Annotated in this window: 20 protein-coding genes; 6 read left to right on the top strand and 14 right to left on the bottom strand. The window is 73.8% G+C overall.

Going from position 1 to position 26,981, the window contains the following annotated elements:
- Positions 1–80 precede the first annotated feature (80 nt).
- Positions 81–1,334, top strand: a complete 1,254-nt coding sequence (locus ACFVFS_RS11340) for a phenylacetate--CoA ligase family protein (RefSeq protein ID WP_380622669.1) — start codon at positions 81–83, stop codon at positions 1,332–1,334.
- A gap of 103 nt (positions 1,335–1,437) precedes the next feature.
- Here ACFVFS_RS11340 and paaI read toward each other — a convergent pair whose 3' ends face one another.
- Positions 1,438–1,896 carry a hydroxyphenylacetyl-CoA thioesterase PaaI gene (gene paaI, locus ACFVFS_RS11335; protein WP_380622667.1) on the bottom strand — a complete coding sequence of 153 codons (459 nt, stop codon included), beginning with the start codon at positions 1,894–1,896 and terminating at the stop codon, positions 1,438–1,440.
- A gap of 133 nt (positions 1,897–2,029) precedes the next feature.
- Positions 2,030–3,481 carry a WGR domain-containing protein gene (locus ACFVFS_RS11330; RefSeq protein WP_380622665.1) on the bottom strand — a complete coding sequence of 484 codons (1,452 nt, stop codon included), beginning with the start codon at positions 3,479–3,481 and terminating at the stop codon, positions 2,030–2,032.
- Positions 3,482–3,715: 234 nt separating this feature from the next.
- Between ACFVFS_RS11330 and ACFVFS_RS11325 the strand changes: the two genes are divergently transcribed.
- The gene (locus ACFVFS_RS11325; protein WP_380622663.1) at positions 3,716–6,571 is read left to right on the top strand and encodes a hypothetical protein; all 2,856 of its coding nucleotides are present in this window, start codon (positions 3,716–3,718) and stop codon (positions 6,569–6,571) included.
- A gap of 104 nt (positions 6,572–6,675) precedes the next feature.
- Here the strand turns inward: ACFVFS_RS11325 and ACFVFS_RS11320 are convergent, their stop codons facing one another.
- From ACFVFS_RS11320 to ACFVFS_RS11290, 7 genes are all read right to left on the bottom strand, one after another.
- The gene (locus tag ACFVFS_RS11320) at positions 6,676–7,905 is read right to left on the bottom strand and encodes a styrene monooxygenase/indole monooxygenase family protein (RefSeq protein ID WP_380622661.1); all 1,230 of its coding nucleotides are present in this window, start codon (positions 7,903–7,905) and stop codon (positions 6,676–6,678) included.
- Between the two features lie 300 nt (positions 7,906–8,205).
- On the bottom strand, positions 8,206–9,234 hold the full coding sequence (locus ACFVFS_RS11315; protein ID WP_380622659.1) for a LacI family DNA-binding transcriptional regulator: 1,029 nt from the start codon (positions 9,232–9,234) through the stop codon (positions 8,206–8,208).
- Positions 9,235–9,263: 29 nt separating this feature from the next.
- Positions 9,264–11,048 carry a glycoside hydrolase family 36 protein gene (locus ACFVFS_RS11310; protein WP_380622657.1) on the bottom strand — a complete coding sequence of 595 codons (1,785 nt, stop codon included), beginning with the start codon at positions 11,046–11,048 and terminating at the stop codon, positions 9,264–9,266.
- Positions 11,049–11,056: 8 nt separating this feature from the next.
- The gene (locus ACFVFS_RS11305) at positions 11,057–11,932 is read right to left on the bottom strand and encodes a carbohydrate ABC transporter permease (RefSeq protein WP_380622655.1); all 876 of its coding nucleotides are present in this window, start codon (positions 11,930–11,932) and stop codon (positions 11,057–11,059) included.
- Positions 11,929–12,867: a carbohydrate ABC transporter permease gene (locus ACFVFS_RS11300; RefSeq protein ID WP_380622653.1), complete on the bottom strand. Its 939-nt coding sequence runs from the start codon at positions 12,865–12,867 to the stop codon at positions 11,929–11,931. Before ACFVFS_RS11300 ends, ACFVFS_RS11305 begins: the two co-directional genes overlap by 4 nt.
- Entirely contained in the window at positions 12,864–14,207 is a 1,344-nt protein-coding gene (locus tag ACFVFS_RS11295) for an ABC transporter substrate-binding protein (protein WP_380622651.1), read from the bottom strand. Before ACFVFS_RS11295 ends, ACFVFS_RS11300 begins: the two co-directional genes overlap by 4 nt.
- A gap of 90 nt (positions 14,208–14,297) precedes the next feature.
- Positions 14,298–15,467: an aminotransferase class V-fold PLP-dependent enzyme gene (locus ACFVFS_RS11290; RefSeq protein ID WP_380622649.1), complete on the bottom strand. Its 1,170-nt coding sequence runs from the start codon at positions 15,465–15,467 to the stop codon at positions 14,298–14,300.
- A 381-nt stretch (positions 15,468–15,848) separates the two neighbouring features.
- Between ACFVFS_RS11290 and ACFVFS_RS11285 the strand changes: the two genes are divergently transcribed.
- Entirely contained in the window at positions 15,849–18,203 is a 2,355-nt protein-coding gene (locus ACFVFS_RS11285; RefSeq protein WP_380622647.1) for a collagenase, read from the top strand.
- A gap of 74 nt (positions 18,204–18,277) precedes the next feature.
- On the opposite strand, the gene ACFVFS_RS11280 is transcribed toward ACFVFS_RS11285, so the two are convergent.
- The 3 genes from ACFVFS_RS11280 to ACFVFS_RS11270 form a co-directional block, all read right to left on the bottom strand.
- Complete coding sequence (locus tag ACFVFS_RS11280; RefSeq protein WP_380622645.1) at positions 18,278–19,333, bottom strand: substrate-binding domain-containing protein; 1,056 nt, start codon at positions 19,331–19,333, stop codon at positions 18,278–18,280.
- 189 nt (positions 19,334–19,522) lie between these two features.
- Positions 19,523–20,479, bottom strand: coding sequence for a Gfo/Idh/MocA family protein (locus ACFVFS_RS11275; RefSeq protein WP_380622643.1), 957 nt, complete (start codon positions 20,477–20,479; stop codon positions 19,523–19,525).
- 107 nt (positions 20,480–20,586) lie between these two features.
- Positions 20,587–21,402 (bottom strand): SAM-dependent methyltransferase, encoded by an 816-nt coding sequence (locus tag ACFVFS_RS11270; RefSeq protein WP_380622641.1) that lies wholly within the window; start codon positions 21,400–21,402, stop codon positions 20,587–20,589.
- Positions 21,403–21,826: 424 nt separating this feature from the next.
- On the opposite strand from ACFVFS_RS11270, the gene ACFVFS_RS11265 reads away from it, so the two are divergent.
- The 3 genes from ACFVFS_RS11265 to ACFVFS_RS11255 all read left to right on the top strand — a co-directional run bounded on the left by ACFVFS_RS11265 (position 21,827) and on the right by ACFVFS_RS11255 (position 23,507).
- Positions 21,827–22,387: a sigma factor-like helix-turn-helix DNA-binding protein gene (locus ACFVFS_RS11265; protein WP_380622639.1), complete on the top strand. Its 561-nt coding sequence runs from the start codon at positions 21,827–21,829 to the stop codon at positions 22,385–22,387.
- On the top strand, positions 22,384–23,046 hold the full coding sequence (locus ACFVFS_RS11260) for a hypothetical protein (protein ID WP_380622637.1): 663 nt from the start codon (positions 22,384–22,386) through the stop codon (positions 23,044–23,046). The genes ACFVFS_RS11265 and ACFVFS_RS11260 overlap by 4 nt, the downstream gene beginning before the upstream one ends.
- A 230-nt stretch (positions 23,047–23,276) precedes the next feature.
- A complete protein-coding gene (locus ACFVFS_RS11255) occupies positions 23,277–23,507 on the top strand; it encodes a hypothetical protein (RefSeq protein WP_380622635.1) in 231 nt (76 codons plus the stop codon).
- A gap of 93 nt (positions 23,508–23,600) precedes the next feature.
- Here ACFVFS_RS11255 and ACFVFS_RS11250 read toward each other — a convergent pair whose 3' ends face one another.
- A complete protein-coding gene (locus ACFVFS_RS11250; RefSeq protein ID WP_380622633.1) occupies positions 23,601–24,791 on the bottom strand; it encodes an McrC family protein in 1,191 nt (396 codons plus the stop codon).
- 11 nt (positions 24,792–24,802) lie between these two features.
- The gene (locus tag ACFVFS_RS11245) at positions 24,803–26,677 is read right to left on the bottom strand and encodes a DUF4357 domain-containing protein (RefSeq protein WP_380622631.1); all 1,875 of its coding nucleotides are present in this window, start codon (positions 26,675–26,677) and stop codon (positions 24,803–24,805) included.
- Between the last annotated feature and the right edge of the window lie 304 nt (positions 26,678–26,981).

The following is a 26,981-nucleotide window of genomic DNA, read 5'->3' as shown; positions in this document are numbered from 1 at the left end:
CGCGGCATCACCGAACCATGGCCGAACCATGGCCGAGCCAATGCCGAGCCATTGCCGAGCACCCGTCAGGAGCAGTCCGCATGCCCGCCAAGCCCCTCCCCGAGCTGGTCGACTTCGCCCGCCGCAACTCCCCCTTCTACGCCGAGCTGTACCGGGACCTGCCGCCGCGCGTCGAGCACCTCACCCAGCTGCCGCTGATCGAGCAGACCGCCTTCTGGGCCGCCAACTCCTGGCCGGACAACCGCCTGCTCACCGGCCCGCTGACGGACGCCGGCGTCTACAAGACCGGCGGCACCAGCGGAGTCCCCAAGTTCTCCCCCTGGTCGCGCACCGAGCACGCCGACTCGGTCACCGCCTTCGGCGCGGGCCTGGTCCAGGCCGGCCTCAAGCCCGGCCACCGGGTCGCCAACCTGTTCTGGGCCGGCGAGCTGTACGGCGGCTTCCTCTACATCGAGAACGCCCTGCACCACGCCCCGGTCGAGAACGTCCGGCTGCCCGTCGGCGCCGCGCCCGACGCCTACGTGGCCGGGCTGATCCACGACTTCGGCGTGGACGTGCTGGCCGGCGAGCCGATGAAGCTCAGCTCCGTCGCCGAGCAGCTGGTCAAGGAGGGCAGGGTCGCCGAGCGGGTCGAGCTGCTGCTGTTCGGCGGGGACCTGCTCTTCGCCGACCTGCGCCCGATCCTCTCCCGGGCGTTCCCCAACGCGGCGGTCTCCTCGATCGGCTACGCCTCGGTCGACGCCGGCCTGGTCGGCGCCCCGGTGCCCGGCGACGACGTCCGGGTGCACGAGGCCTTCCCCCACCGGACCGTGGTGGAGCTGGTCGACGACGACACCGGCGAGCCGATCACCGCGGCCGGGGTGCCCGGGCGGGTCGTGGTCACCAACCTGTTCCGCACCCTGATGCCGATCCTGCGCTACCCGACCGGCGACCGCGCCGAGTGGGTCGACGTGGAGCGCGGGCGGTTCCGGCTGGTCGGCCGGTCCACCGAGGGCGCCCGGGTCGGCACGGTGGCGATGCCGACCGAGGAGATCCGGGCCGTGCTGCTCGCCCACGACCCGGAGCAGATCATCTCCGGGATGCAGCTGGTGCAGCGGCGCTGGGACGGCAAGGACGGGCTGATCCTGCGGCTCGGCCACACCGAGGAGCCGCCGGCCGGGCTGGCCGGGCGGCTGGTGGCGGCGGTGTACAAGGCGCGGCCGCTCTACCCGGACGACGTGGCGGCCGGGGTGATCCACGACCTGGTGGTGGAGTGGGTGCCGCGCTCGGAGCTGGTCACCAACCCGCGCACCGGCAAGCTCCAGCAGGTCATCGACGAGCGCCCGCCGGCCTGACGCGGCGCGCCGCCCGGGCGGGGGTGTCCCCCTGCCCGGGCGGCGGCGGTCGGCCCCGTCCCGCCGGTCGGCCCGGTGGCGCCGGTCGGCCCCGCGTCGTCGGTCAGCCCGGCGTCCCGGCCAGCATCACGCTCTGGCCGCGGAACTCCGCGATCGCCTTCCCGGCCGCGTTGCGCACCGTCACGTCGTACACGCCGGTGCGCCCGGCGCGGGTGCGCTCCACCGCCTCGGCGGTCAGTTCGTCCCCCACCGCCGCCGGCGCCAGGAAGGTCACCTGCGCGGCCTGGGCGACCGTCACCGGCCCGTAGCTGTTGCAGGCGTAGGAGAACGCCGCGTCGGCGAGCAGGAAGAGGAAGCCGCCGTGCGCGATGCCGTGCCCGTTCACCATGGCCGGGCCGATCGTCATCCGCATCACCGCGTGCCCGGTGGACACCTCGTCGAGCGCGATGCCGAGCCCCTGGCAGGTCCGGTCGCGCTCGTACAGCGCGGCCATCCGGGACTGCGGGGCGGGGGCTCCCGCCGACTCGCCGGAGTCCGCGACGGCCGCGGTGTCCACGCTCATGACGCCCTGCTTCCCCGGGAACGGCCCGAAACGGTCGGTGTGCGGTGCGTGCGCATTGCCCCCGCATTACACCGAGGCCCGCTCCGGGCTGTCAACGGTCATCAGACGTGGACGGAGCGTCCGTCAGGGGAACTCAGAGCAGCCGCTTGATGTCCCCCCGCGCGCGGTAGAACGAGCCGCTGCCGGACTCCAGGACCTCCGCCACCAGGTAGCGCGCGCCCGGCACCCGGATGTCCTTCGGGAACTGCACCCGGCGGGTCGCGTCGAAGCCCGGCGACACCACCCGCACCCGCAGCCGGGTGCCGTCCTGCACGCACTCCACCTCGATGCCGCCCGCCGCGCCCGCCGAGCCGACGGTCACCGACTCGATCTCGGCGCCCGCCACCGCCGCCGTCCAGCCGCTGCCGTCCACCTCGGCGGCCTGCGGCAGCCGGCCCTCCTCGGCCGCCCGCACCGCCTCCTCGCTCGCGTCCAGGCAGACCAGCGAGCCGTCCGTGGTCACCAGGTAGAGCCGGCCGTCGCGGTACTGCATGCTGTACGCCGAGCCGCAGCCGGTGCCGAGCTTCCACAGCCGGGTGCCGTCGGCCGCGAAGCAGTACACCGAGGAGTGGTTGTCGCCCGCGAACACGTAGCGGCCGTCGGGCGAGGCCGCGCAGGAGAACACCGCGGCGTCACAGCGGTAGCGGGCCACCTCGGAGCCGTCCGCCTTGCGCAGCCGGTGCACCGAGCCGCGCGAGGTGCCGGCGAACACCTCCGCGCGCTCCTGCCAGCCGAACAGCACCGCGCCGTCGGTGGCGGTGTGCCAGACCGGCGCGCCGCCGCGCGCCGCGTACCGGGCCACGCCGCGGGTGTGGCCGTGGTAGACGCCGTCGTCGTCGCAGCGCACCATCCAGCCGTCGGTGCCCTCGGCCTTGCGGCGCCACTGGAACTCGTCCTCGTGGTCGACGGTGGTGATCCCGCCGCGCTCGTCGGCCACGCCGAGCACGCCGTCGTGGATGTCCAGCCAGTAGATGTCGACGTCCTCGGCTATCTCGTACGCCACCCGCGGCACCTTGCCGCCCAGGTCGTACACCTTGCCGTCGTCGCAGCCCGCGTAGATCCACCAGTCGTCGGCGACGATGCACTTGACGCCGTCGGGCAGGCCGAAGCGGCCCGTCACCACGCCGTCGTGGGTGAGCGTGTAGACGTCGCCGCTCTCGTTGCCGACCCAGGCGTGCTCCTCGCCGACGAAGATGCCGAAGGCCGCCGCACCCGAGCGGAAGCGCCACAGCACCGGCGCCTGCCGGGCCGTCGAACGGGTGCTGACGATCGCCCGGCGCGTCACCGCCCGGCGCTGCCGCACCCCGCGCACCGCCGGGGCGTAGCCCTTGCGGACCTTCTCACCGATCTTCTTGGCCGCGGCCGAAGCGGCCTTCTCCACCGAGGGGTAGCTGGTCGTCTTGGTCTGGCCGCCCTCGCCGATCCGCCCGTAGGTGATGGTCACTTCCACCCCGCTGACCCGGACCTCGTAGAACTTGTGCGCGCTGCCGCTGTCCTCGGACAGCTCCAGGTAGGTCGACTGCTCGTCGGTGGCGGTGGCTGACATGGCGTGGGCCCCTTCCGGGCACGGCGGTGACGTGGTGGGGATGACGCGGCGGGCGGATTCGCGTCGAGGCGCCCGGCGACACCTCAGAACCTAGCCGCCCGCACCGACAGCGGCCCGACCGGGCCGGGGGTGCGCCGCACTCTGCCCGAACGGACCTTCCCCCGCGGGCATCCGCTCTGACAGCATCGTCCGCTGTCCGGTCGCCAGGCACCGGGGACCGGGGGGAGCCGACGGATGCAGAACCCGGCGCCAGCCGCCGCCCCTGCCGCGCCCCGCGGCCACCGGCCCGCGCGCTGGGTGCGCACCCGGCTGCGGGCCGCGCCCTGGACGGCGCTGCTGAACGCCGTCCTGGTGTTCGCCGTCGTGCTGCTCTCGACCGGACTGCCCCGGGGCGTCGACCGCGGCGAGGACGCCGCCCTGCGCGGCTTCCTGCGCGACCGCGGCATCGGCGCGACCAGCCTGGTCACCCACGCCGAGCTCCGCCCGGACGACACCGCCGCCCGACTGGACGCCGTCGCCGAGCGGTTGACGGCCCGTACCGGCGGGGAGTTCCGCGTCTCGCCGGGCGGACCGGTGTACGGGGTGCGGGGCGACCGGCCTCGGATCCTGACCTCCCCACACCTGTCCCGGCCCGACGGCGTGCCACCGAACCTGGCCCTGCGCCACCTCGCCGGGCTCTCCGAGCACGCCGCCCTCGTCGACGGCCGGTGGCCCGCCCCCGCCGCCCCCGACCGGCCGCTGCAGATCGTGGTGTCGCAGGCCACCGCCGAGAAGCTCGACCTCCGGGTCGGCGACGTGCTGCCCGAGGACACCGACCCCCTGCTGCGGCTGGCCCCGACCCCGGGGACCGAGCTGGTCGGCACCTTCCGCCCCCTCGACGAGGCCGACCCGTACTGGACGGACATCGCCTGCCTCACCCGGCCCTGCCTCAGGATCCCGGACACCTTCGAGTGGAAGCGGCACTGGGAGGCCACCGGCCTGACCAGCGGCGACGACCTGCCCCGACTGCTCACCTGGGCCGGCGGCGGACAGCTCTCCTGGCGGCTGCCCGTCGACCCGGACTCGCTGCGCGCCGACCGGCTGCCGCAGGCCGAGCGGGAGCTCGCGAGCTACCTGACCGGCCCCACCGCCGCCCGGCTCGCCACCGAGACCGGCCGCGCCGACCTGCGCACCTTCTCCTCGCTGCCCGAGCTGTTCGCCCTGGCCACCGCCCGCCGGGACGCCGCCGCGCCACTGGCGGCGCTCGGCCCGGCCGGGCTGGCCGGCGTCGTCGTGGTCGTCCTGTGCCTGGCGGCCGCGCTGGCCGCCGACCGGCGCGGCCCCGAACTCCTGCTGCTCCAGGCCCGCGGCGGCTCCCGCCGGGGCGTGCTGCGACGGCTGATCGGCGAGGGCGCGACGCTGGTGCTGCCCGGCGCCGCGCTCGGGACCCTGCTCGCCCTCCTGCTGCTGCCCACCCCGCGCTGGGGCGCCGCCCTGCTCGCCGGGAGCGCGGCCACCGCGTTCGCGCTGCTCGCCTTCCCGGCCCGGGCACTCCTGCTGCTCGGCCCCCGCGCGGGGGCCCGCCGGGGCGCGCGGGGCGGCGCGCGCCGGGTGGTCGGCGAACTCGCCGTGCTCGCCCTCACCGCCGCCGCCGTGGCCGAGGTCCGCCGCCGCGGCGCCGCCCCGCCCGGCGCCGGGATCGACCCGCTGCTCGTCGCCGCCCCGCTGCTGACCGCCCTCGGCACCGGCCTGCTGCTCGCCCGGCTCCAGCCGCCGCTGCTCGGCGCCCTCGCCCGGGCGGTCGGCCGCCGGCGCGGCACGGTCGGCTTCCTCGGGCTCGCCGGTGCCGCGCGGGGCGCCGGCGGCCGCCCGCGCCCGGCCGTCCTGCCGATGCTCGCGCTGCTGCTCGCCGTCACCACGGCCGGGTTCGGCGCCGAGGTGACCGCCGCCGTCGACGCCGGCCGCACCCGGGAGTCCGCGTTCGCCACCGGCGGCGACGTCATGGTGAGCGCCCCCAAGGGCTTCGGCCTGGCGGCCTCCTTCACCGAGGCGGCCGGCCGGCTGCCGGGCGTGCGGGCCGCCACCGCCGTCACCCTGCTGACCGACGCGGCCGTGCTGCGCCCCGGCGAACGCCACCTCACCATCAGCCTGGTCGTCGTCGACCCGCCGGCCTACGCCGAGATCTCCCGCTCCGTCGGCCGCGGCGCCTTCGACCCGGCGCGGCTCGCCGCCCCCGACGGACCGGCCTGGCCGGACGGGCGCGACGTCCCCGTCCCCGCCCTCTACTCCCGCGGACTCCTCGAACAGCTCGGCGGCCGGGCCGGGGCCGAACGGATCTACCTCACCAGCACCGGCGAACTGCGCGCCCAGTACGCGGGCACGATCGACGCCACCCCCGCGCTGCGCGGCTCCACCCACCCGTTCATCGTCCTCCCGGCCGGCCCCGCCACCGCCCGGCTGCCCGAACTGCGCGACCACGGCCACTGGTTCGCCGTCGGCGACATCGACGAGGCGGCCGTCCGGCGGCTGCTGCACGACCTGCCGGTGCACCCGCTGCTCGCCGACACCGCCCGGCTCACCGGCGTCCCGGTCGTCGGACCGCGCCCCGAGGACATCCCGGACGGCTACCTGCTGACCGCCTCCGACGCCCTCACCGCCGCCCTCGCCGAGGACCCGCTCCAACGGGCCGCCCTCCGGGTCTTCCGGGCCACCACGACCGGCGCGGGCGTGTTCGCCCTGATCGCCGCCCTGCTCACGCTGCTGCGCGCCGCCCCCGACCGCGCCGCCGCCCTCGCCCGGTTGCGCACCATGGGCCTGCGCCCGCGCCAGGGGCTGGCGCTCATCCTGGTCGAGGCCCTGCCGCAGACCCTCCTGGCGGCGGCCGGCGGCGGCCTCGCCGCCCTCGCCGCCGCCGCCCTGCTCGGCCCAGCGCTCGACCTGTCGGCCCTGATCGGCACCCCCGTACCCCCGGGCCTGCCGCCGAGCCCCGCCGCCGTCCTGCCGCCGGCCCTCGCGCTCACCGCCCTGGTCACGGGCGGCGTGCTCGCCGAAGCCCTGCTGACCGGCCGCCGCCAGGTCACCACCGACCTCCGGGTCGGCGACGCACCCTGACGGCGGCCGGGCCGGCCACCGGCCGCCCGGCGGGTCCGGCGCCTGGTGCCTGGTGCCTGGTGTCCGGCGCCTGGTGCCTGGTGCCTGGTGCCGCTCGCGCGGACTCAGCCGATCGAGGCGAGGTACGCGCCGACCAGCTCCGGGGTGGCCAGCCAGGCCGCGTGATCGGCGGGCTCGGCGTAGGTGTTGGCGAGCCGCCGGGCCACCGCCTCGTGCGCGGCGGCGGCCGCGAACACCGCCTGGAGGTGGTCGGGCATCGTCAGCAGCGCCGCCGTCAGCTCCACGCCGTGGCGGGCGTGCCGCTTCCAGAACTCCTCGAAGACCCCGGTCATCCACACCGCGGTGAACGGCGCGTCCCCGCGCTCGACGATCGCCCGCAGATACGCGTCGGCCGCCCGCGCGGCACCGTTCGCGCCCTGCCCGGTGATCGGGTCGTTCACCACGACGGCGTCCCCGATGCCCCACACGGCCACCCCGCCGCCCAGGTCCGCCACCGGCCGCCGCACCACCGGCGTCAGCGCGCCGTACAGCGAACCGCCGGGGTCGGTGGGCTCGGCCCCGGCCCACAGCTCCGCCTCCCAGGGCAGGTACGCGGCCATCGACTCCCGCATCCTGCGCAGCTGCTCCGCGCCGCCGGGCCGGTCCCCGAAGCAGTCGAACGGGCTGCCCGGCACCGCCTCCCAGAGCAGGATGTCGCAGGGCCCCGACAGCGTCAGCGCCGGCTGGAGGTACAACTCCCCCACCCCGGGCACCGCGTGCATCCGCGCCCGGGGCCCGGCCGCCGGATCGGGCGCCCCCACCCCGTGCGCGTACAGCGCCGCCAACCGCCGCTGCGGCGCCTCGAACGGCGAACGGGCGGCGTCCCGTTCGAAGATCCCGGCCAGCTCGCCCCGCCCCGCCGCGACCACCGTCAGCTCGTTCGCCGCCGCCAGCTCCCGCAGCCCGGCGAGGTCCAGCTCCCGGTACTCCACCCGCCCGCCGCGCTCCTCCACCAGCTCCAGCCAGCGCGCCATCTTGAGCCGCTGGTCCACCGACTGCGCCGGCTCGTCCAGCGTCATGGTGAACTCCAGCGCTCGCACCCCGGGTTCGGGCACCAGCACCGCGTCCACCGACCGCACCCCCGGGGCCTCCCCCTCCCACAGATCCAGCCCCGCCGCCCGCTCCACCCGCAACGCCGGCCCGAACATCGCCTGCGTCGACGTCACCGCCCCGCCCCGCACCTGCGCCGGCGTCCGCGCCGCCACCACCGTGACCTCGTACCCGCCCGCCCCCAACAGCCCCAGCGCCACCTGCAACCCCGCCTGCCCCGCCCCGACCACCGCGATCCGCCGCACAGCACACCCTCCGGGTTCCGCTCATGGATTTGACGAAAGGTCAGTTCTACCCCCGAGCCGTCCCTCGGACCACCACACCCCGCCCAACCGCCGCACAGGCGGCCGACGGGCGGCGGAACACCGCGGGACGGCCAACCACCGCCCACGGCCGTCCTTCTTCGGACAGGAGGCAAGCGGCGCGACGAGCCGACACGGACGATCGGCTCCGTCCACAGCCCCACACCCCTTGCGCGGACGGGACCGCCACGAACCCGGGCGAGGAGGCGAGTCCCGACCTCACCCACCCCGCCACTCCCCCCGTCACAAAGGCCGCAGCCCCTCCGACGAACTCGGGCGGACGACCAGCTCCGCCCGCAGTTCGAGCCCCTCCGCGGGAGCGCCTTCGCCGCGGACCTGGGCGAGGAGGCGGGTGACCAGGGCGGTGGCGATGGGGCGCAGGGGGAGGCGCAGGGAGGTGAGGGGCGGGCGGAGGTGGCGGGCGAGCGGGGTGTCGTGGAAGCCGGTGACGGCGAGGTCGCGGCCGATGTGGAGGCCCTCGGTGCGGGCGGCCTCGTAGATGTCGAGAGCGGCGAGGTCGTTGTCGGCGGCCAGGGCGGTGGGCCGGCCGGCGGACCGCAGCAGGGCGCGGAGGTCGCCGTCGGCGGGCGGGGGGACCAGGGTGAGGCCGAGCCGGGCGGCCTCGCGGTGGAAGCCCTCGCGGCGGGCGGCCAGCCAGGGCAGGGGCGCGGGGGCGCCGACGAAGGCGACCCGGCGGTGGCCGCGTTCGGCGAGGTGGCGGGCGGCGTCCGCGGTGGCGGCCGCGTTGTCGATGTCGACCCAGTACGGGGGGAGTTCGGGGCCCGTGCGGCCGAAGGCGGCGAAGGGGATGCCGAGCCGGGCGGCGTGCGCGGCGCGGGCGTCGTCGGGCAGCACGTCGGCGAGGACGAGCCCGTCGACCTGGCGGGCCGCCACCACGGCGTCGATCGCCGCCCGGACGTGCCGCTCCCCCGTCGCCGGGCGGAGGAGCAGCACGTGGTGGCCCTCGGCGCCGGCGGCGTCGACCAGGGCTTCGAGGAAGCCGGCCATCAGCGGGTTGGGGTCGTGCGGGTCGTCGACCGGGGCGAGGTAGCCGAGGGTGCGGCGCTCGCCGGTGCGCAGCGACCGGGCGGACTGGTCGGGCCGGTAGCCCAGCCGGTCGATGGCGGCGGCGACCCGGGCGAGGGTGTCCGGGTGGACGCGGTGCGGGGCGTTGAGCGTGTTGGAGACGGTCTGCCGGGACACCCCGGCCGCGCGGGCGACGTCCGCGACGGTGGTGGCGCGGCGGGCCGGACGCGGTGCCGGGGTGGTCATCGGCGCTCCTCGGACGGGGGCGGGGCCGCTCAGACCCGGCGGAGGGTCAGCAGGCCGCCCCGGGGGACGTGGACGGTGGCCCCGCCGTCGAGGTCGACGGTCGAGGTGCCGACGGTCCGGCCGCGGGCGTCCTGGACGGTGGCCTCGGCCGTGCCGTGCCCGCCGGCCAGGAGGACGTCCGGGTCGGCGTCGGCGTTGGCGACCAGCAGGCTACGCCACCGGCCGGCGGCCGCCACCGGCAGCGCCGCGTAGCGGCCGGTGACCACCTCGCCGTCCCCGACCGCCGTCACCATCGGGTAGCCGAGGTCCGGGCGGGCCGGGCGCAGGGCGCCGAGTTGCAGGGTGTCGAGGTGGGTGCGGGCGACGCCCAGCCAGAAGGCGAGCGCCTCCCGCTGCCCGGCGGTCAGCGCGGCGAGGTCGACCGAGATCTGCGGCACCCCGAACAGGACGTTGATCAGGTGGCAGGCGACCTGTTCGGCCGGTTCGGTCGGGTGCCACATCAGCATGTCGGAGTGGACGGCGAGCGGCCCGGCGACCAGCCGGGTGTCGATGATGCGCTGGCGGTTCTCGTGCGGGCTGAGCGGGCAGTCGGTGGCCCGGACCATGGTGGCGTAGGGCCACAGGCCGGGGCTGACGTAGGGCTGGCGGTGTTCGATCATCGCCTCGGGGCACGCGGCGTCGACCCGGCGGCGGATCTCGCCGAGCAGCCGGCGCACGCCCTCGTCGACGGTGGCGCAGTCGGCCTCGGGGCCGGGGGCGGGCGGGTCCTGGACGCCGAACCAGTCGACGAAGTCGACCTTCAGCCCGTCCATGCCCCACTCCTCGACGGCGCGGGCGAGCCGGTCGGCGAGGTGGGCGCGGACCTGCGGGTAGCGGGGGTCGACGACGACGGCACCGAGGTGGCCGGCGTCGGCGAGCGCGTACGGGGAGAGAGCGTCCCAGGCGGCGCTGTCCTTGCCGATGAACGGCAGGGCGTACCAGAGCAGGTAGCGCACGCCGAGGTCGTGGACTCGGGCGACGTGGGCCGCGGTGTCGGGCAGCGAGCGGGGTTCCCAGTCGCCGCAGTGGGCGTAGCCGCGGGTGCGGTCGGTGGTCATCCAGCCGTCGTCGACGATGATCGTGTCGAGGCCGAGGTCCTTGCCGAGGGCGGCCTGCCGTTCGACGGCCTCGGGGGTGATGTTCTGGTGCAGCGCGTACCAGGTGGAGTAGGCGGGCCGGCGGGCGGCGGCGGGGACGTGCGACGGGCGGTCGTCCCAGTCGGCCCACCAGTCGGCGAGGTCGGCGAGGCTCCGGGCGAAGTGCCGGCCGGAGGTGTCGATCCGGACGGTGAGCCGTCCGGCGGCCTGGACCCAGAAGCGGAACTCCCCGCTCTCCTCGACGACGCCGGCGCTCGCCAGGGCGTCCTCGCGGTCGGCGGCGAAGGCGCAGCGGGTGGTGTCGCCGGTGCCGACCAGGGCGGCGACGGGGGCGCCGCGGGTGAGGGTGGTGCGGCGCGGGGCGCTCCAGGCGGCGGGCAGCCAGCCGGTGCCGCGCGGTTCGGGGGTCCAGAAGGAGGTGACGTCGGTGCAGGGGACCCGCCATTCGATCCGGACGTCCCCCGGCCCGTCGTGGCCGGCGTCCTCGGCGGTGGCCTCGGCGGTCACCTCGACGACGTCGGCGGCGACGGTGTGCACCCTCGCGATGCCCGTGACCAGCAGTTCCAGCCGGCCGGCGGCGGGGCCGGGCACGGCGAGCGGGCGCGGGCGGGCGGTGGTGGCGGCGGCGTGCGGCTCCCAGATCTCCGCGGCCGCCGTGCCTTCGGCGTTCTCCGTCATGGTTCGGTTCAGCCCTTCGTGGCGCCGGCCAGCAGGCCGGAGATGAACTGCCGTTGGAGGACCAGGAAGAGGACCATCATCGGCAGGGTGGACAGCGCGGTTCCGGCGAGGATCAGGCCGTAGTCGGTGTTGGCCTTCATGCCCTGGAGGGTCGCGAGCGCGACCGGCAGGGTGTGCATCTCGGGGGTGCGCAGGGCGATCAGCGGCCAGACGAAGTTGTTCCAGGAGCCGAGGAACAGGAAGATCCCCAGCGCGGCCAGCACCGGCCGCATGACCGGCACGACGACGCCGAACAGCACCCGGAGCTCCCCGGCGCCGTCGACCCGGGCGGCGTCGAGCAGTTCGTCGGGCATGCTCGCCAGCGCCTGGCGCATCAGGAAGATGGCGAACGGCACGCACAGGCCGGGCAGGATCAGGCCCTGGTAGCTGTCGAGCAGGCCGAAGGACATCATCATCTTGAACAGCGGGACGAGCATCACCTGGTCCGGTACGACCAGCGTGGAGAGCAGCACGGCGAACAGCACCGTGCGGCCGCGGAACCGGAACTTGGCGAAGGCGTAGCCGGCGAGCAGCGCCACGACGAGCGCGCCGACGGTCTGGATCCCGGACACCAGGATCGAGTTGAGCACGACCCGGCCGATGCCCACCCGGTCCTGGAGGTGCCGCAGGTTCTCGCCGAGGTGGGAACCGGGCAGCAGGTGGGGCGGCCAGTCGAAGATCTCGGTGTCGCTGTGGGTGGCGGCGATCACCAGCCAGTAGAACGGGGCGACGGACAGGCCGGCGACGGCGGCGAGCAGCAGGGTCGTCGGCCAGCCGCGCAGCCGGCGGCGGCGGCCCGCGGCGGGGGCGGGCGTGACCGGCGCGGCGGGGGCGGCGGTCGTCATTCGCGTTCTCCCATCAGGCGCATCTGGGCCGCTCCGAGCACCGCGACGAGCAGGGTGAGCGCGTAGGCGATGGCGGAGGCGTAGCCGAAATCGAAGTACCGGAAGCCGTTGTCGTACAGGTACATGGAGACGGTGAGGGTCGCGTTGTCGGGGCCGCCGCGGGTCAGGACGTACGGCTCGTCGAACAGCTGGAGGGTGCCGATGGTGGAGAGCACCACGGTGAACAGCACCACCGGCCGCAGCGCGGGCAGGGTGACCGAGAGGAACCGGCGCACCGGCCCGGCGCCGTCGACCATCGCGGCCTCGTACAGCTCCTTGGGAACGCCCTGCAGCCCCGCCAGGTAGATGACGGCGTTGTAGCCGGTGTAGTGCCAGGTCAGGACGAGGACGATGGCCATCTGGGACCAGAAGCCGCTGCCGAACCAGTTGACGGCGGGCAGGCCGATCGCGGCGAGCGCCTTGTTGACGGCGCCGTTGTCGGTGTTGAGCAGGAACGCGAACAGCACGCCGGTGGCGACCAGGCCGGTGACGGAGGGCATGAAGACGCCGAGCCGCCACACGGTGCGCCAGCGGACCAGGGCCGCGTTGAGGCCGACCGCCAGCAGCAGGGCCAGCGCGAGCATCACCGGGACCTGCACGACGAGGATCCGGCCGGTGTTGCGCAGCGCCGTCCAGAACAGCGGATCGTCCATCAGCCGCCGGTAGTTGGCGAGTCCGGGGCTGTGGGTGGCGTTCCCGGAGCCGCCGGTCAGCGACAGCAGCATCGAGGAGACGACGGGGTAGGCCTTGAAGACGCCGAAGAGCAGCAGCGCGGGCGCGAGCAGCAGGTAGGGCACGGCCCGGCGGCGCAGCCGGGCGCGGCGGATCCGGGCGTTCGGGAGCGGGGTGCTCGCGAGCGGGGCCCGGTCGGCCACCGAGGGGGCGGCGGACGTCACTTGAGCTTGCGCCCGGTCTGCTGGGCCAGCTGCTTGGCGGCCTCCTGGAGCGCCTCGGCCGGGTCGGTGCCCTTGGTGAGCACCTTGCTCTGGGCGTCGCTGACGAGCTTGAGCGCACGGGCGAAGTCGCCGGAGTAGTTGGTGGCGTCGCCGCCCTCGGCGAGCAGTTCGGTGAAGGTCTTCAGGACCGGCTGGCCGCCGTAGTAGGCGCTCGGCTCGCTGTAGACCGGGTCCTGGTAGGCGGCGGTGAGCGCGGGGAAGACGCTGCCGGCCTTGAACATCGCGTTGACGGCGTCGGGCCGGGTGAGCGCGTACTCGACGAACTTCCAGGCGGCGGCGCGGCGCGGGCTGGAGGCGGCGACGGCGAGGTGGGTGGAGTTGACCAGGGCGGTGCGCTTGCCGCCGGGGGTGACGGCCGGGGGCCGGGTGAGCCGCCAGTTGCCGCTGAGGTCGGGGAACTTGGTCTCGATGAAGTGCGCCGCCCAGGAGGGCTGCGGGCCGGCGCCGAGCTTGCTCTCCTTCATCTGGGCGCGCCAGACGGTGGAGCCGGGGGTCTCCAGGACGAGTCCGGCGTCGTTGAGGCGCTTGACGATGGTGAGGGCGCGGACGCACTCGGGCGCGGTGAGGGTGATGTCGCCCTGGAGGTCGAAGAAGAACACGCCCTGCTGCTGCATCAGGGCCTGCAGGAAGTCCACGTCGGGGCCGGGGGTGCCGGCGCGGTTGAGGCCGACCAGGCCGACGCCGGGGTTGGCGGCCTTGAAGGCGTCGGCCGCGGCGATCACGTCGTCCCAGGTCGCGAAGGTGGTCGGGTCGAGGCCGGCCTTGTCGAACATGTCCTTGCGGTAGAAGAAGCCCTGGGCGTTGACCTCCCAGGGCAGGGCTCGGGCTCGTCCGGCCTTGTCGGTGACGACCGGCCACAGGCCGGGGGTGAACTTGTCCTTGTGGGCGTCGGCACCGAGGGCGGAGAGGTCGGCGAGGCCGTTGGGGAACTTCTCCAGGTAGCCGGGCAGGTAGTCGCAGCCGATGTGCAGCACGTCGGCGAGGCCCTGGCCGCCGGCCGCCAGGCCGACGGTGATCTTGTCCCAGATGGCCGGGTTGCCGACGTCCTGGACGTCGACCTTGATGCCGGGGTTGTCCTTCTCGAAGGCGGGGACCACGCCGCGCAGCGCCTCGGCGGCGTTGGTCCAGGACCAGACGGTGATGGTGCCGGTGGCGGCGTCCCCGCCGGAGGAGCCGGTGCCGTCGGAGCCGCCGCAGGCGGAGAGGGCTCCGCCGGCGGCCATGGCCAGCAGGCCGGCGCCGGAGGCGCGCAGCAGATCGCGACGGGTGAGGTGTGACATGGCATGCCTTTCCGAGGGGGGTGAAGGGCCGACGGGACGTCGTGGCGGTGCGGGCGGTACGGGCGGTGCGGGAGGGCGCGGGGCGTCCGCTCAGGCGGCGCGGACGCCCCGGCGGACGCGGCCGAGCGCCTCGGCGAGCGGCTCGGCGGTCTCGGGGTCGGTACTGGCATGCGGCGACAGCCGGATCCAGCCGCCGCGCAGGGTGGTGGCGAGGCCGGCGGCGGTGAGCGCGGCGTGGACGGCCGCGGGGTCGGCGCCCGGCAGCCGCAGCCGGCCGATGCCGCTGCCGCCCGCCGCAGCACCGGGCCCGCGCAACCCCTCCGACCCCTCCGCCCCCTCCGGCCCGCCGACGGTCTCGGCGCCGGCCGTGCGGGCGGCGGCGAGCAGCCCGCCGAGCACCTCGCCGATCCGGGCCTCGATCCGGTCCGCGCCGGTGTCCCGCACCAGGGCGAGCGCCGCGCCCAGGGCGGCGACGGCGGGGCCGTCCGGGTTGGTGAGGGTGTGGGCGACGGCACCGGGCCGGGGCGGGCACGGGTGGTCGGGGGCGTCGATCGGGTCGAGGACGCCGGACCAGCCGCCGAGTCCGGGCGCGAGCCGCTCGGCGACCCGGTCGCGGACCATCAGCACGGCCGCGCCCCAGCCGGCCCGCAGCCACTTCTGGCCGCCGGCGGCGAGCACGTCGGCCGCCCCGGCGTCGAGATCGACGGCACCCAGGGCCTGGACCGCGTCCACCACCAGCACCCGGTCCGGGCCGATCAGCTCCTTGAGGCCGGCCAGCGGCGCCCGGAAGCCGGTGGCGGCGTCCACCGCGCAGACCGCCACGGCCCGCACCCGGTCGTCGAGGTGGGCGCGGACGCCGTCGACGGTGAGCGGCCCGTCCAGCTGACGCATCATCAGGCCGCCGTTCCCGGAGGCGCGCAGCCACGGGTAGAGGGCGCCCGGGAAGTCGGTCCGTGCCACCAGCACGGTGCCGTCCGCGCCACCGGGCCCACGGCCGAGCGCATGGGCGGCGGCGAAGAGCCCGTGCGAGGTGGAGCTCACGAAGGCCACCTCGCGGGGCGCGCAGCCGAGCAGCCCACCCGCCGTCGCGGCGGCCGTCACCGCCTCCGCGTCGAGGCGGTCGAGCGCGGCCCAGCCACGGCGGTGCAGCCGGTCGGCCTCGCGGACGAGCACCCGGCGGACCACCTCCGACACCGGCCCGAACCGGGCGAAGTCCAGGTAGCCGAACGGTTCGGCGAACTGCGCCAGGTAATCACGCATGACTCTCCCCCACCCTTGGGGCGATTTGAACGTTCAAATCACACACAAACAAACAGAACCGATCAACACCGAACGAGCGGGAGCCAGCAAACGCCTCTGGTCGAGTCCGCGTCAAGACCTCTGTGGCCGGAACGGCCCGGTCGAGACCCTCTCGTTATCCACGGCCGACACCTCCTCGATGCCCACCAGATGTCCGACCGAAGGCCTCTTGCGTAATGCAATTTGACATTACTATTTTACTGATGACGGGATCGAGACTACCCACGCCGTTCCCGCCGCACACCCAACTCCCGCGCGGCTCAGCGGTCCTGGCACTCCCCCACGCCCTCGGCCCGTACCGCGCCCAGTGTCGCGTACCTCCACACCCTCACTGGAGAACTGGTGTCAGCAACCCCACGTCTGCGCACAGTCCTGCTCTCGGTGGCCCTCGCCGCCACCCTCGCGGCCCCGCTCGTACAGAGCGCCCAGGCAGCCGCGCCGGGCCCCGTCGCCGCGGCGTCCGCCGCCTCGTCCACCTTCGGCGAGGCCGCCCGCCACCCGGCCGGCCCGACGGGCGACGTCGCCCACGGGGCGTCCACCGCAGGCCTCCCCGGCCCGGAGGGCGCGCCGGGCAACGAGACCCGCCAGCCGACGACGACCGCCGGGCAGCCGGTCGCCGACCCGTCCGACCTCACCACCGCGACCACGGCGCCGACCCCGCTCGCCGCCGGTGCGACCTGCTCCCTCGCCGAATTCGCGGCCCTCTCCCCGAGCGCCCTGGCCGACTTCCTCGCCGACCGGTCGCACACCTATGAGGGCTGCCTGCTCCCGCTGCTGCGCAACTGGAGCCCCGAGCTCGCCAAGGTCATCACCCCGGCCCACGTGCGCTCCGTCGCCGAGCGGATCACCGCCCTCGCACCGGGCTTCGACAGCGCCAACAACCTCAACCAGCAGGAGCTCTGGTACTTCCTGCACGTCGCCGTCCTGTTCGACTTCGACCACACCGAACTCGACATCAACGACGACACCACCATGACGGCGGTCGAGGACGCGATCGCGGCCCACACCGCCAACCCCCGGGCCTTCGACCCCACCGAGGCCGCCGGCTACGCCATGGGCGAGCTGCTCCAGACCTCCACCGCCCCCAAGCTGCGCCCCGGCCGCCTCGCGCTCACCGAGCGGGTGCTGCGCCAGTACACCGACGCCGCCAGCCCGTACATCGGCAGCCGCGGCTGGAACTGGGCCCTGCAGAGCGCGCTCCAGATCAACTTCCAGGGCGTCAACAACGTCAGCGAGGACGGCGGCAAGTTCCGGACCGACGCCGCCGACAACCCGGGCTACCGCCACGCCATCCGCGACTTCGCCACCTACACCCACCTCAAGGGCACCGAGACCGAGTGGGCCGTCGGCGACGCCATGAACGAGTACGCCCGCCTCGCCACCGTCGAGGCGCTCAAGCCCGAGATGAAGGCCGAGGTCGGCGGGATCATCACCACCCTCCGGAACAACTTCGGCCGGCTCAGCCGCCCGTGGCTCAACGTGGCCGTCCCGGTGAACGACTTCGGCCTCTGCCAGCCGTACGAGGCCTGCCGGGCCGACCTGATCCGGCACTACTTCCCGAACACCTTCAACTACGACAACGGCACCCTGGTCATCCGCACCGCCCTCGACAAGGCCACCGCCGACCAGCTCTACTACGCCACCAAGCAGGTCAAGGGCCAGTTCTTCCGCACCATCGGCACCGACCAGCCGCTCGCCGACGACACCCACCCCGTCCTCACCGTGCAGCTGTACGACACCAAGACCAACTACAAGTGGCTGCAGTACCTGCTGTTCGGGATCGGCGACGTCGAGAACGGCGGCATGTTCATCGAGGAGAACTCCACCTTCTACACCTACCAGCGCACCTCCGACGAGTCGTACTTCAGCCTGGAGGAGCTCTTCCGGCACGAGTACACCCACTACCTGAACGCCCGCTGGGCCATCCCGGAGAGCGGCTACACCGAGCGCTGGCCGGCCGACACCACCTTCGCCATGAACGAGGGCACTGCCGAGTACTTCGCCGGCGCCACCGCCAAGGACGGCGTCAAGGCCCGCAAGTACATGGTCCGCCAGATCGGCTGGGACGAGCGCGACGGCAAGCCGCGCCTGACCGTCGACCAGATCCTGCACGCCCAGCGCGCCCTGGGCTTCCGCGTCTACCCGTACGCGGCCACCCTCTTCAACCTGCTCGGCGAGCAGCGCCCCGACCAGCTCGCCGAGATGTACCGCCTGCTGCGGGCCGACGACCTCGACGGCTACAACGCCTGGCGCGACCGCCTCGGCAAGGACGAGGGCCTCCAGCTCGCGTACACCGCCTACCTCGGCGCCGAGATCCCGCGCGCCGACGACCTCTACGTGCCGGACACCGGCTTCACCCCGAACGGCAGTCTCCGCTTCGCCTACGCCTCCGAGGTGCAGGACGCCTTCGCCCGCGCCACCCAGAACACCCCGGTCTGCAAGGACAACGCGGACTGGAACAACACCATGCGCTTCACCTGCATCGGCCGGATCACCGCCAACCTCAACAACTCCCTGGACTCCGGCCGGATCCGCGAGTCGATGGCCGACACCGTCGACTACTACCTGCTCACCCGCGCCGGTACCGCCGCCAACAACCTCGCCGACATGAACTGCTGGTTCGGCAAGGTCGACGTCTGGCCCACCGGCCAGGCCGGCAGCGCCGACTACACCTGCGAGGGTCCGCTCCGCCGCTGACCGCGCCCTCCCGCGGGAGGACCGAGCCGACCCCCACCGGCCCGGTCCTCCCGCGGGCGGCGCGCCCGCCGGTGTCAGAGACTGATGCCCGTGGCGTAGACGGTGGCGCCGCAGTTGGGGACCGTGAGGAATCCGTAGCCGGTGATCACGGCCGGGTGGGTGCAGATCCAGCCGGTGGCGGAGGCCGGACCGAAGACCTTGCGCAGCGCGATGCCGCGAGGGGTGGTGGCGGTGTAGTCGGCGGTGCGGAAGCCGTGCCACAGCACGCGGCCGTAAACGGTAGCGGCGAAGGCGGGGTTGATGCTGTTCGTCGCGCTGTCGACGGATGCGATTGCGTTGACGGCGCGGACGGTGAGCGGGCCGGGCGACTCCACCGCGGTGCCGTGGCCGCGGTACACCTGGTCGACGTAGACGCCGACCGAGTACGGGAACACCACGTCGTCGTCGTTGAGCAGCGGGTCGGTGCCGCGGTCGTTGCGCGGACCGGAGGTCACGCAGGCGCCCGGGGTCACCGCCGTACCCCCGCCGATCGCCTTCAGGAACGCCGCCCGGGTGTCCGAGTTCGACTGCGGGAGCACCGGCTTGATGGTGGCGCTGCTCCACGACGGGTCGAGCTGGTTCCAGGCGGTGGCGGTGCACTGGTAGATGCTCCTGAGCTGGTTGGTGCTCAGGTTCGCCGGCGCGTGGCCGCCGGCCTTGGCCGCCCAGGTGACCGCGTCGCGCGCGAACGGCACGAAGATGTACGGCTGGGGGTTGAGGTCGGCCACCGGCTGCCGCGCGGAGCGGAGGTAGTCCACGGTCGAGGCGGTGTAGAGCCCCAGCGCGCTGAACCCGGCCAGGCTGCCGTCGGGGCGCGCGATGGACGTCGATCCGGTCTTGGGGGTGATCGGGCTGGGCCCGGTCGCGTCCCAGCTGTAGAGCCGCGGCTGCCCCGGCGTGACGGTGGCGTCGTAGTCGTTGGACGTCTGGTTCATGAAGCCCTGCGTGGTGTCCGCCCCGACCCCCACCAGGTCGGTGGCGGCCGGCACCACCCCGAACGGCGGGTCGGCCACCGCCGCCGGCGCCAGCACCCCCACCGCACACACCGCAGCCGCGAGACCCGTCATCACACGGGCAGCCGTCGAACGCATCGAAGATCCCTCCCGGGCATCCACCCACCCGGCCCCACCGGCCGGAGGTGCGCCCATCGTCACCACCCGACCACCGCGCGGCAACGCCGCTCGACCTTCAACCCGCCGTGTTCACATCCGAGTTCACGCCTCCGACCAGCAGGCATCCGGCCCTGGCCGCACCCTGCCCCCCAAGAGTTCTTCCCCCGGCTACCCGGCCGCGGGGGCCGCCCGGTGGATCGCGGTGATCGTCGCGGCCGCGTCGAAGCCGAGGACCCGGTCGGGGCGGGCGGACAGCAGGCTCGCGTAGAGCGGGCGGTAGTGGGCCACCTTGCGCGGGGTACGGCCGTCGTTGCCGAAGGCGGCGAGCAACTCGCCGCCGCGGGCCGCGAATCCGGTCATGGCCGTGTGGTCGATCCAGACCTCCACCCCGGACCGGCCGAACACCAGGCTGCTCTCCTTGCTGCTGGAACCGGTCAGCCAGCTGCTGCGCAGCCGCGCCGTGCCCACCGCGCCCCGCGAGCGGAAGTCCACGGTGCACCAGGCGCTCGCGCCCTCGTCCGCCTGCTGGACGGAGGTGAGTTCCGTGAGGTCGTCGACGAAGCGGGTGATCATGCTCAGCTGGTTGACGCCCGAGTCCGTCCAGCTGGACCCGTAGGAGGCGAAGGCCGCGGGCAGCCGCTGGGCGTACGGGTCGTAGAACGCCGAGGTGAGGGCCGTCACCGGCCCCCACTCGGTGTGGGCGGCGAGCAGCTCCGCCGCCCAGTCGACCTCCGGCGAGAACGCGAAGTGGTGGGCGGTGAACAGCCGGCCCCGGACGTCGGCCTTCGCGTCCAGCTCCCGCAGGGCCGCGAGCGAGGCGAGGTCGTGGACGAGCGGCTTCTCCACCAGCACCCTGGCCCCGGAGCCGAGGAGGGCCTCGGTCACCAGCCCGGCGTGCGTCACGGTCGGCGTGGCGAGCACGACCAGGTCCGGCCGGTGCACGTCGAGCGCCGGGGCGAGGCCGTCGTAGTGCGGCGGCGCGGCGCCCCGGAAGGCGACCGGCCCGACCGGCCGCGGGTCGACGGTGAACTCCAGTTCCACATCGTCGCGTTCGGTCAGGACCGCGAGGTGGGTGTCCGCGATGATGCCGAGCCCGACCAGGCCGACGCGTACCGGGTCAGTCATCCGATCCGTTCCTCTTTCCTCGGGCGCCCTCTTCGGGCCTCTTCCGTCGGGTGCTTTCCATCCGCTTGAACATCCGGGCGCCGGACCTGCCAGACTGGCGGTACGGCTCAGGGGCGGATGGCGACGGCTCCGTAGCAGGAGGCCTCCGCGTCCGTGATCTGTTCGGCGTCCTGGGCGGGTTCCGGGTGCCAGCGCGGAGTGGCGACGACGCCCGGCTCCATGAGGTCCCAGCCCGTGAAGAACCGGGCGACCTCGTCGCGGGTGCAGGCGGCGACGGGGGTGCCGGCGGAGGTGTAGACCTGGATCAGCCGGGCAGTCTCCTCCGGCGCGAAGTCGGGGGTGACGTGGCTGATGACCAGCGCGGAGCCGCTGGGCAGCTGCGCCTTGAGGCCCTCGGTGATCCGGTGGGCGTCGGTCGGCACGAAGTGCAGCAGGGCGTTCATGCTGAGCGCGATCGGCCGGCCGAAGTCCAGCACGGAGCGGGCCGCGTCCAGGAGCTCGCCGGGCTCGCGCACATCGGCCTGGACGTAGGCGGTCAGGCCCTCCTCGGTGCCGCGCAGCAGGGCCTGGGCGTGGAGCAGCACGATCGGGTCGTTGTCGGCGTAGACGACCTTGGCGTCCGGCGCGACCGACTGCGCGACCTCGTGCAGGTTCGGCGAGGTGGGGATGCCGGTGCCGATGTCGAGGAACTGCCGGATCCCGGCCTCGGCGAGCAGGCGCGTCGACCGGCGCATGAAGGCGCGGTTGGCCCGCGCGGCGGTCGGGGCGTAGGGGAAGACCGCCAGGGCCCGGCCGGCGGCCTCGCGGTCGGCGGGGAAGTTGGTCGTGCCGCCGAGGTAGTAGTCGTACATCCGCGCCGAGTGCGCCAGGTGGATGTCGAGGTTGACCTCCACGTCGTCGCTCCGGGCGTTGCCGTCCGTCATGTGTCTCCCCCTGGTAGGTCATCGGCCCGTCCCGCTCGGGACAGGACTGATCGGCGTCCGCGCCGCCGTGGCGAACGGGTGGCGAACCCCTGGCGCGGCCCCGTCCACTATGCCCACACGCCTGAACGGCCAATCAAGGGCCACCACCGGCAGCGGCGCGACCGCGCAGAAGCGGGACCGAACCCGATCATATGGCAGCCGACTCTGACCGTGTTCGAGCAGAATCACGTCTCGATCCGCCACTCGTTCTGCCTGATCTTGAATCCCTTTGCCCCGCCTTAACATCTCGGCACCTAATACGCCTTAATGTTCCTACCGGGGACGCGAGTTCCCGCTGTGACCGCCGCACGACCGCGGGCTCCCCGCAGTCGGCGGCCTGCGCCGGGCGGCGACCGACAGGGGCGCCGCGGGGGAGGAATGGGACGTGACTGAGAGCGACTGGGTGGTCGGAGACCGGGACCGCCTGACGTTCGACGCGTTCTGCGACACGCACGAGAAGGCCTGGATCGGGTTCGCCCGCGCACGCCTCCGCGACGACGCCGCCGCCCACGCCGTGGTGGAGCTCGCCAAGGTCCGCGTCTGGGAGGAGTGGACCCGCATCCTTCGCGCGAAGATCCCGCCGTCCCACGCCTGGGCGATCCTCAAGGAGGAGATCGGCGCCTCCCTGGCGGGCATGATGATGAACGGTGAGCCGCTGCCCACCCAGCCGAGCGTCCCCGGGTGGGTCCACTCGGTGCGGACCGCCGCCGAGCGGGCGCAGCACCTGATGGAGACCCAGGGCGGCAACGACCAGCTGTACGCCGCGCTGCGGCGGCTGTCGGAGCGGCGCCACGACGTCATCGTGCTGCGGTACCTGCTCGACCTGTCGGACGAGCAGATCGCCGACTACCTCGGGACGACCCAGGCCAACGTCCGCTCGACCGTGAGCCAGGCCCTCGACCGGCTGGCCGCGTCCCTCGGCGGACGGCGGGGAGCGGGCCGGTGACCACCGAACACGACCGCGCCCTGCACCCGAACATGACCGGCGTCCAACTGCCCGCCCGGGCCCCCCGGCCGCAGCCCGGCGGCGCCGGCGTCTCCTGGGACCGGCTGCTGACCGCCCCGAACCCGCTCTCCTCCGACCACCAGCAGGCCGCCCACGAACTCGACCTCGCTGTCTCCCTGGTCCTCGCGATGCCGTCCGCCGCGGCCTCCCTGACCCTGCTCGTCGACGGCGAGCAGATCCACCCCGAGGGCGCCCTCGTCCTCGGCGCGCTGCTGTACGTCGCGGGCCACCGCGACGGCGCCCAGTTCTGGTGGCAGTTCGCGGCCGGCGGCGGCTCCTACACCTCCGCGTCGTTCCTGAGCCTGCTGCACCGCAGCCTCGGGGAGTTCCTGGACGCGGAGGTCTGGCGCCAGCAGGCCGAGGCCCTCGCCATCACCCCCCGCGCCCCCCAGCGCGTCCTGGGATCCACCCGCGCCCTGCTGCCCGCCAAGGTGCTCACCGACATCCTCGCCCGCTGCCACTACGGCCTCGACGTCAAACTGCCGCCCCGCCTCGCCGCCGTCATCCACCAACTCCCCGTCGCCGGCGACGACCCCGAGTACGGCGAACTCCCCCAGCCCAGCGCCACCCTCGTCCGCGACCTCACCGGCGAGCCCTGACCCCGCGCCGCCTCGGACTTCCCGGCGGTGGCGGCCCGGGGCCCGGCGGTCCGGTCTCCGCGATTCTCGGCGGGGCCAAGGAGAAGCTGGCGGCCGCGAGGGACAAGGCCGCGCCGACGTCCCTGGTCGCCGTCACGAATCACCGCATCCTCATCGCCAGGACGAACGCTTTCCTCGGGCAGGGCGAGATCCGTCAGGACATCCCGGTCGAGCAGGTACGGTACGTCCGTGTGGCAACCGCACAGGGCAGCGGCGGGCGCTCGGCGATCGACCTCATCACCCGCGACGACAACCTCCGGTGGCTCTTCCACCCCGACATGGACATCGCCCACGTGGACGCGCTCGCCGCCGTGCTCGCCGAGTCGATGACGATCCCCGACGTCGAACGCGACCGGCTCCGACGGAGGCACCTCGCATCCGTGACGGCGGGCACGGCGCGCACGGCGGACGAGACCGTGTAGGGCGCGCCCCGTCGATGCGCGCGGGTCCACCACCTCCGGCGTTCCTGTCCGACCCACGGACTCGCCACCCCCTGGCGGCTGTTCCGCCCGTGATCACACCGTCACGCCCGGACTCACCCGCCGGGCCAGGGAGCGGATCTCACCGAGCAGGTCGGCCGGCTCCCGATCGAGGTCCAGCGCGTGCTGGTGGATGACGATGCCGGCGTGCCGCACCCGGTGGGCGGCGTGCGGCGCGCTTCCCTCGGCGTAGACGAGGTGTCCTTCCCGCAGGCCGAGGGCGGTGCAGTAGGCCAGCATCTGGTAGAGGTCGCCGTCGGGGTAGCCACCGGACTTCTCCGCCTTGTACTTGGCGTCGGCAACGGCCCGCGGTGCCCCCTCCGGACCGTAGAGGACGAAGTCGGGCTTCATCCGGATCTCGCCCGCCTCGTCGAGGTGGTGCGGGTCCTGGAGCCGGCACGTGCGGTCCGTCCCGCGGAACGCCTCGCGCAGGGCCGCCGTCACGAAGTCCTCGAAGAGCTTGTTCATGTTGAACAGGAAGCCTCCGATCCGCAGTTCGCCGACGGTGTGGTCGGGCGACGTGCTGTCGAGGACGGCGTGAGCCAGGCGGAGTGCGTGCTGATAGCGGGCGTTGAGGCGGGTGGCGTGCCAGGTCGGGAGTTCCTGGCCGCTCACGAGCGGGGTGGCATCGGCGAGACGTACCCGCTGGTGGAGCAGGCGGCGGCGCACGTCCTGGGGTACTCCGGGCAGGCGGAGCAGGCGTTCGACCGCAGCCCGCAGGATGCGGTTCTCCGCGATGTCGGTGGTGAACTCGTCGTACGTGATCTCCACCGGCAGGGCCGCACCGAACCGGCGGCGAATCTGCTCGGCCTCGCGGAGACGGCCGCGGACCACGAGGGCGCTGTCCTCGACCATCCGGTAGCCCTGCAGGAGTCCCTGACGCAGGGCCCGGTCGACCTGGCGCTCGACGGCGTGGGCGAGGGCCGGCAGCAGGTCGTCGTGGTCGCCGACCTCGACGTCTCCGTCCCGCCAACCGCGAGGGTCCAGGCTGTACCCGATGAGGAAGAAGAGCCGGGCGACCGGCACCTTGGGGGTGATCCGCACGGTGACGGAATCGCCGCCCGGCACCACCAGGCTCACCGCGCCGACCTTGCTGCCGGCCCGCAGTGTCCAGTGGCCCGACCGGTACGGATCGGGGGCCGCGGTGTCGAGGACGCGGGAAGCGGCGATGGCCCGGCCGGCGGCGTCCGGGAGCGGAACGGACACCGCCGCGGCGTACTCGGTCAACTGGACGACGGTCACGACTCGGCCTGGGACCGGTCGTCGTCCCACACGATGTCGCCCGGCTGCAGGACGAACCCGGATCGTTTCGCGGCCACTTCGGCCCGCAGCGCTTCGAGACCGTAGCGCTTCTCGATGTCGAGGCCTTCGCCGTAGTGGTGCTCCTCCAGCAGGGGAAGGATCTTGGTCCGCCAGGTGCGGTCCAGACCGCCCACCCGGTAGACACTCGGCTTCATCAGGTACGACGGGCCGATCCGGAAGTCCGCTTCGTCGATCCGGGAGTTGAGGGCGTCCAGCAACTCCGCCGGTTCGTCGTCGCGCTCCTGCGCCTCGAGCCAGCGCCGCAGCAGACCGCTGGTCGGCTCCGTCCGCGGCGACAGTTCCACGAACGCGAACCGGCGCCGCATCGCCGCGTCGACCAGGGCGATGGAACGGTCCGCGGTGTTCATGGTGCCGATGATGAACAGGTTCGGCGGGAGGGCGAAGTCGTCGCCGGAGTAGGTGAGCCGGACGGCCTTGTTGCGGTACTCCAGGAGGAAGTACAGCTCGCCGAAGACCTTCGCCAGGTTGGCCCGGTTGATCTCGTCGATGATCAGGAAGTGCGGCACGTGCCGGTTGCCCTCGCGGGAGGCCAGGTCGGCGAGTTCACGCAACGGTCCTGCGGTGAGACGGAAGGCGACCTCGCGGGTCTCCGGCTCCTCCTTCGGGCGGAATCCCTCGAAGAAGTCCTCGTAGGCGTAGGAGGGGTGGAACTGGACGAGCTTGACCTGCTCGGGACCGCCGCCCAGGAACTCCGCCAGCTTCTGCGCGAGGTACGTCTTGCCGGTCCCCGGAGGGCCGTAGAGGACCAACTGGCGCTCGTCCCAGAGCAGATCGCGGACCTCCTGGAGCCACTTCACGTCGTGGACCAGCAGGTCCTCGGCGAGCTCGGAGGTGGGCTCGGGCAGGGCCAGTTCGCGCCTTGCCACGAGGATCGCCGCGCCGGGATCACGCTCTATGGCCTCGGCTTCCTCCTCCAACTCCTGGTCGCTCAGCCCGAGTCCCTTGATCAGGGTCTGCACGGAGGTCAGATCCACGACATCGTGCTGAACCGAGAGCTTCTGCTGAAGCTCCTCGGGAAGGTCGGAGTAGGAGTGCCCCTCACTCTGCCAGTCCACCGGACGGCGCAGGTTGGAGCGCCCGTCCTCGGAGGACGTCTGTCCCACCGGCCCGGTCACCTCGCCGACGTACAGCAGCCCACCGGAGATGGTGCACACGGTGTCGCCGGGCTTGATCCGGGAAAGGAAGGCGTGCAGTTCCTCGACGAGATCCTGCTTCTGGCTGTACGTCGCCGTGGACTCGTAGTCGTCCCGGACGAACGCGCTCAGCTGCTCCTTGCTCGTGCCCTGCCCCACGCCCTGCCGCAGCCGGGACGCCGCGAGAGTGACCCGGCCCTCGGGCAGCCAGAGGTGCTGGACGAGGTCGAGGCCGGAGACGTTGGAACCGCGGATCAACCAGGCACGGTTGGGCCCGGCCCAGACGCCCGGCATGAACTCCGACAGCGGCCGGTCGTCCTTCGTCCGCCACCGGGTCCAGCCGTTGGCCGAACGGCCCATCATCACCTCGGCAGCGGCCGAAGGAGAGCCGAACTCCACGTCCTCGGTCAGTTCGAGATGCCCGGGCCAGCGCTCGGAAGGACGCAGCCTGCCTTCCTCGACAAGCTGCGTCCGCAGACGGCTGGAGGACGCCCGGCGCTCCGAGTACGACGGAACGACCGTGCCCCGCGCCGGGGCCCCCGCGTACACCAGGAACTTCTGACTGCCGTTGCTCCCCTTCTCCGACAGCAGCCGCCCGCGCGCGACCGGCCCGCCGTTGGGCAACCGCAACTCGAACTCCTGGAACTCGTCCTCCACGCCCCGCTCCCGCCCTCACACCCGAAGATCCTGTACGCACAGTAGGGCCTGCCACTGACACGCAGCACTCGCCCTCGCCTCGGTCAGCGATCCACCGGGCCTCGGGCCGGGGCCCAGCTCGACTCGTCGAGGACGACCTCCCCGGCAAGGTCGTTGCAGGCGTAGGGACGGCGGCTTCCTGGATCGATCGCGAAGACGAAGGCCCTACCCCGGTCCGCGAAGGCGAGAGCGGGACGCGTAGCCGAGCCCTCCGAGAGGACCATCAGCGAACCGCGCAAGTGCCAAGGGACTCGGCTTCGACACC

The organism is Kitasatospora sp. NPDC057692, from assembly GCF_042799475.1.
Lineage (GTDB): Bacteria > Actinomycetota > Actinomycetes > Streptomycetales > Streptomycetaceae > Kitasatospora.
The sequence above is the reverse complement of the archived record's forward strand: the minus strand, read 5'-3'. Positions and strand labels throughout refer to the sequence as shown.

Bases quoted from the DNA above. Each gene is read 5' to 3' on its own strand.
- ACFVFS_RS11275 (WP_380622643.1), bottom strand. From the start codon at position 20,479: ATGACTGACCCGGTACGCGTCGGCCTGGTCGGGCTCGGCATCATCGCG.
- ACFVFS_RS11270 (WP_380622641.1), bottom strand. From the start codon at position 21,402: ATGACGGACGGCAACGCCCGGAGCGACGACGTGGAGGTCAACCTCGAC.
- ACFVFS_RS11280 (WP_380622645.1), bottom strand. From the start codon at position 19,333: ATGCGTTCGACGGCTGCCCGTGTGATGACGGGTCTCGCGGCTGCGGTG.
- ACFVFS_RS11340 (WP_380622669.1), top strand. From the start codon at position 81: ATGCCCGCCAAGCCCCTCCCCGAGCTGGTCGACTTCGCCCGCCGCAAC.
- ACFVFS_RS11325 (WP_380622663.1), top strand. From the start codon at position 3,716: ATGCAGAACCCGGCGCCAGCCGCCGCCCCTGCCGCGCCCCGCGGCCAC.
- ACFVFS_RS11305 (WP_380622655.1), bottom strand. From the start codon at position 11,932: ATGACGACCGCCGCCCCCGCCGCGCCGGTCACGCCCGCCCCCGCCGCG.
- paaI (WP_380622667.1), bottom strand. From the start codon at position 1,896: ATGAGCGTGGACACCGCGGCCGTCGCGGACTCCGGCGAGTCGGCGGGA.
- ACFVFS_RS11315 (WP_380622659.1), bottom strand. From the start codon at position 9,234: ATGACCACCCCGGCACCGCGTCCGGCCCGCCGCGCCACCACCGTCGCG.
- ACFVFS_RS11330 (WP_380622665.1), bottom strand. From the start codon at position 3,481: ATGTCAGCCACCGCCACCGACGAGCAGTCGACCTACCTGGAGCTGTCC.
- ACFVFS_RS11310 (WP_380622657.1), bottom strand. From the start codon at position 11,048: ATGACGGAGAACGCCGAAGGCACGGCGGCCGCGGAGATCTGGGAGCCG.
- ACFVFS_RS11295 (WP_380622651.1), bottom strand. From the start codon at position 14,207: ATGTCACACCTCACCCGTCGCGATCTGCTGCGCGCCTCCGGCGCCGGC.
- ACFVFS_RS11290 (WP_380622649.1), bottom strand. From the start codon at position 15,467: ATGCGTGATTACCTGGCGCAGTTCGCCGAACCGTTCGGCTACCTGGAC.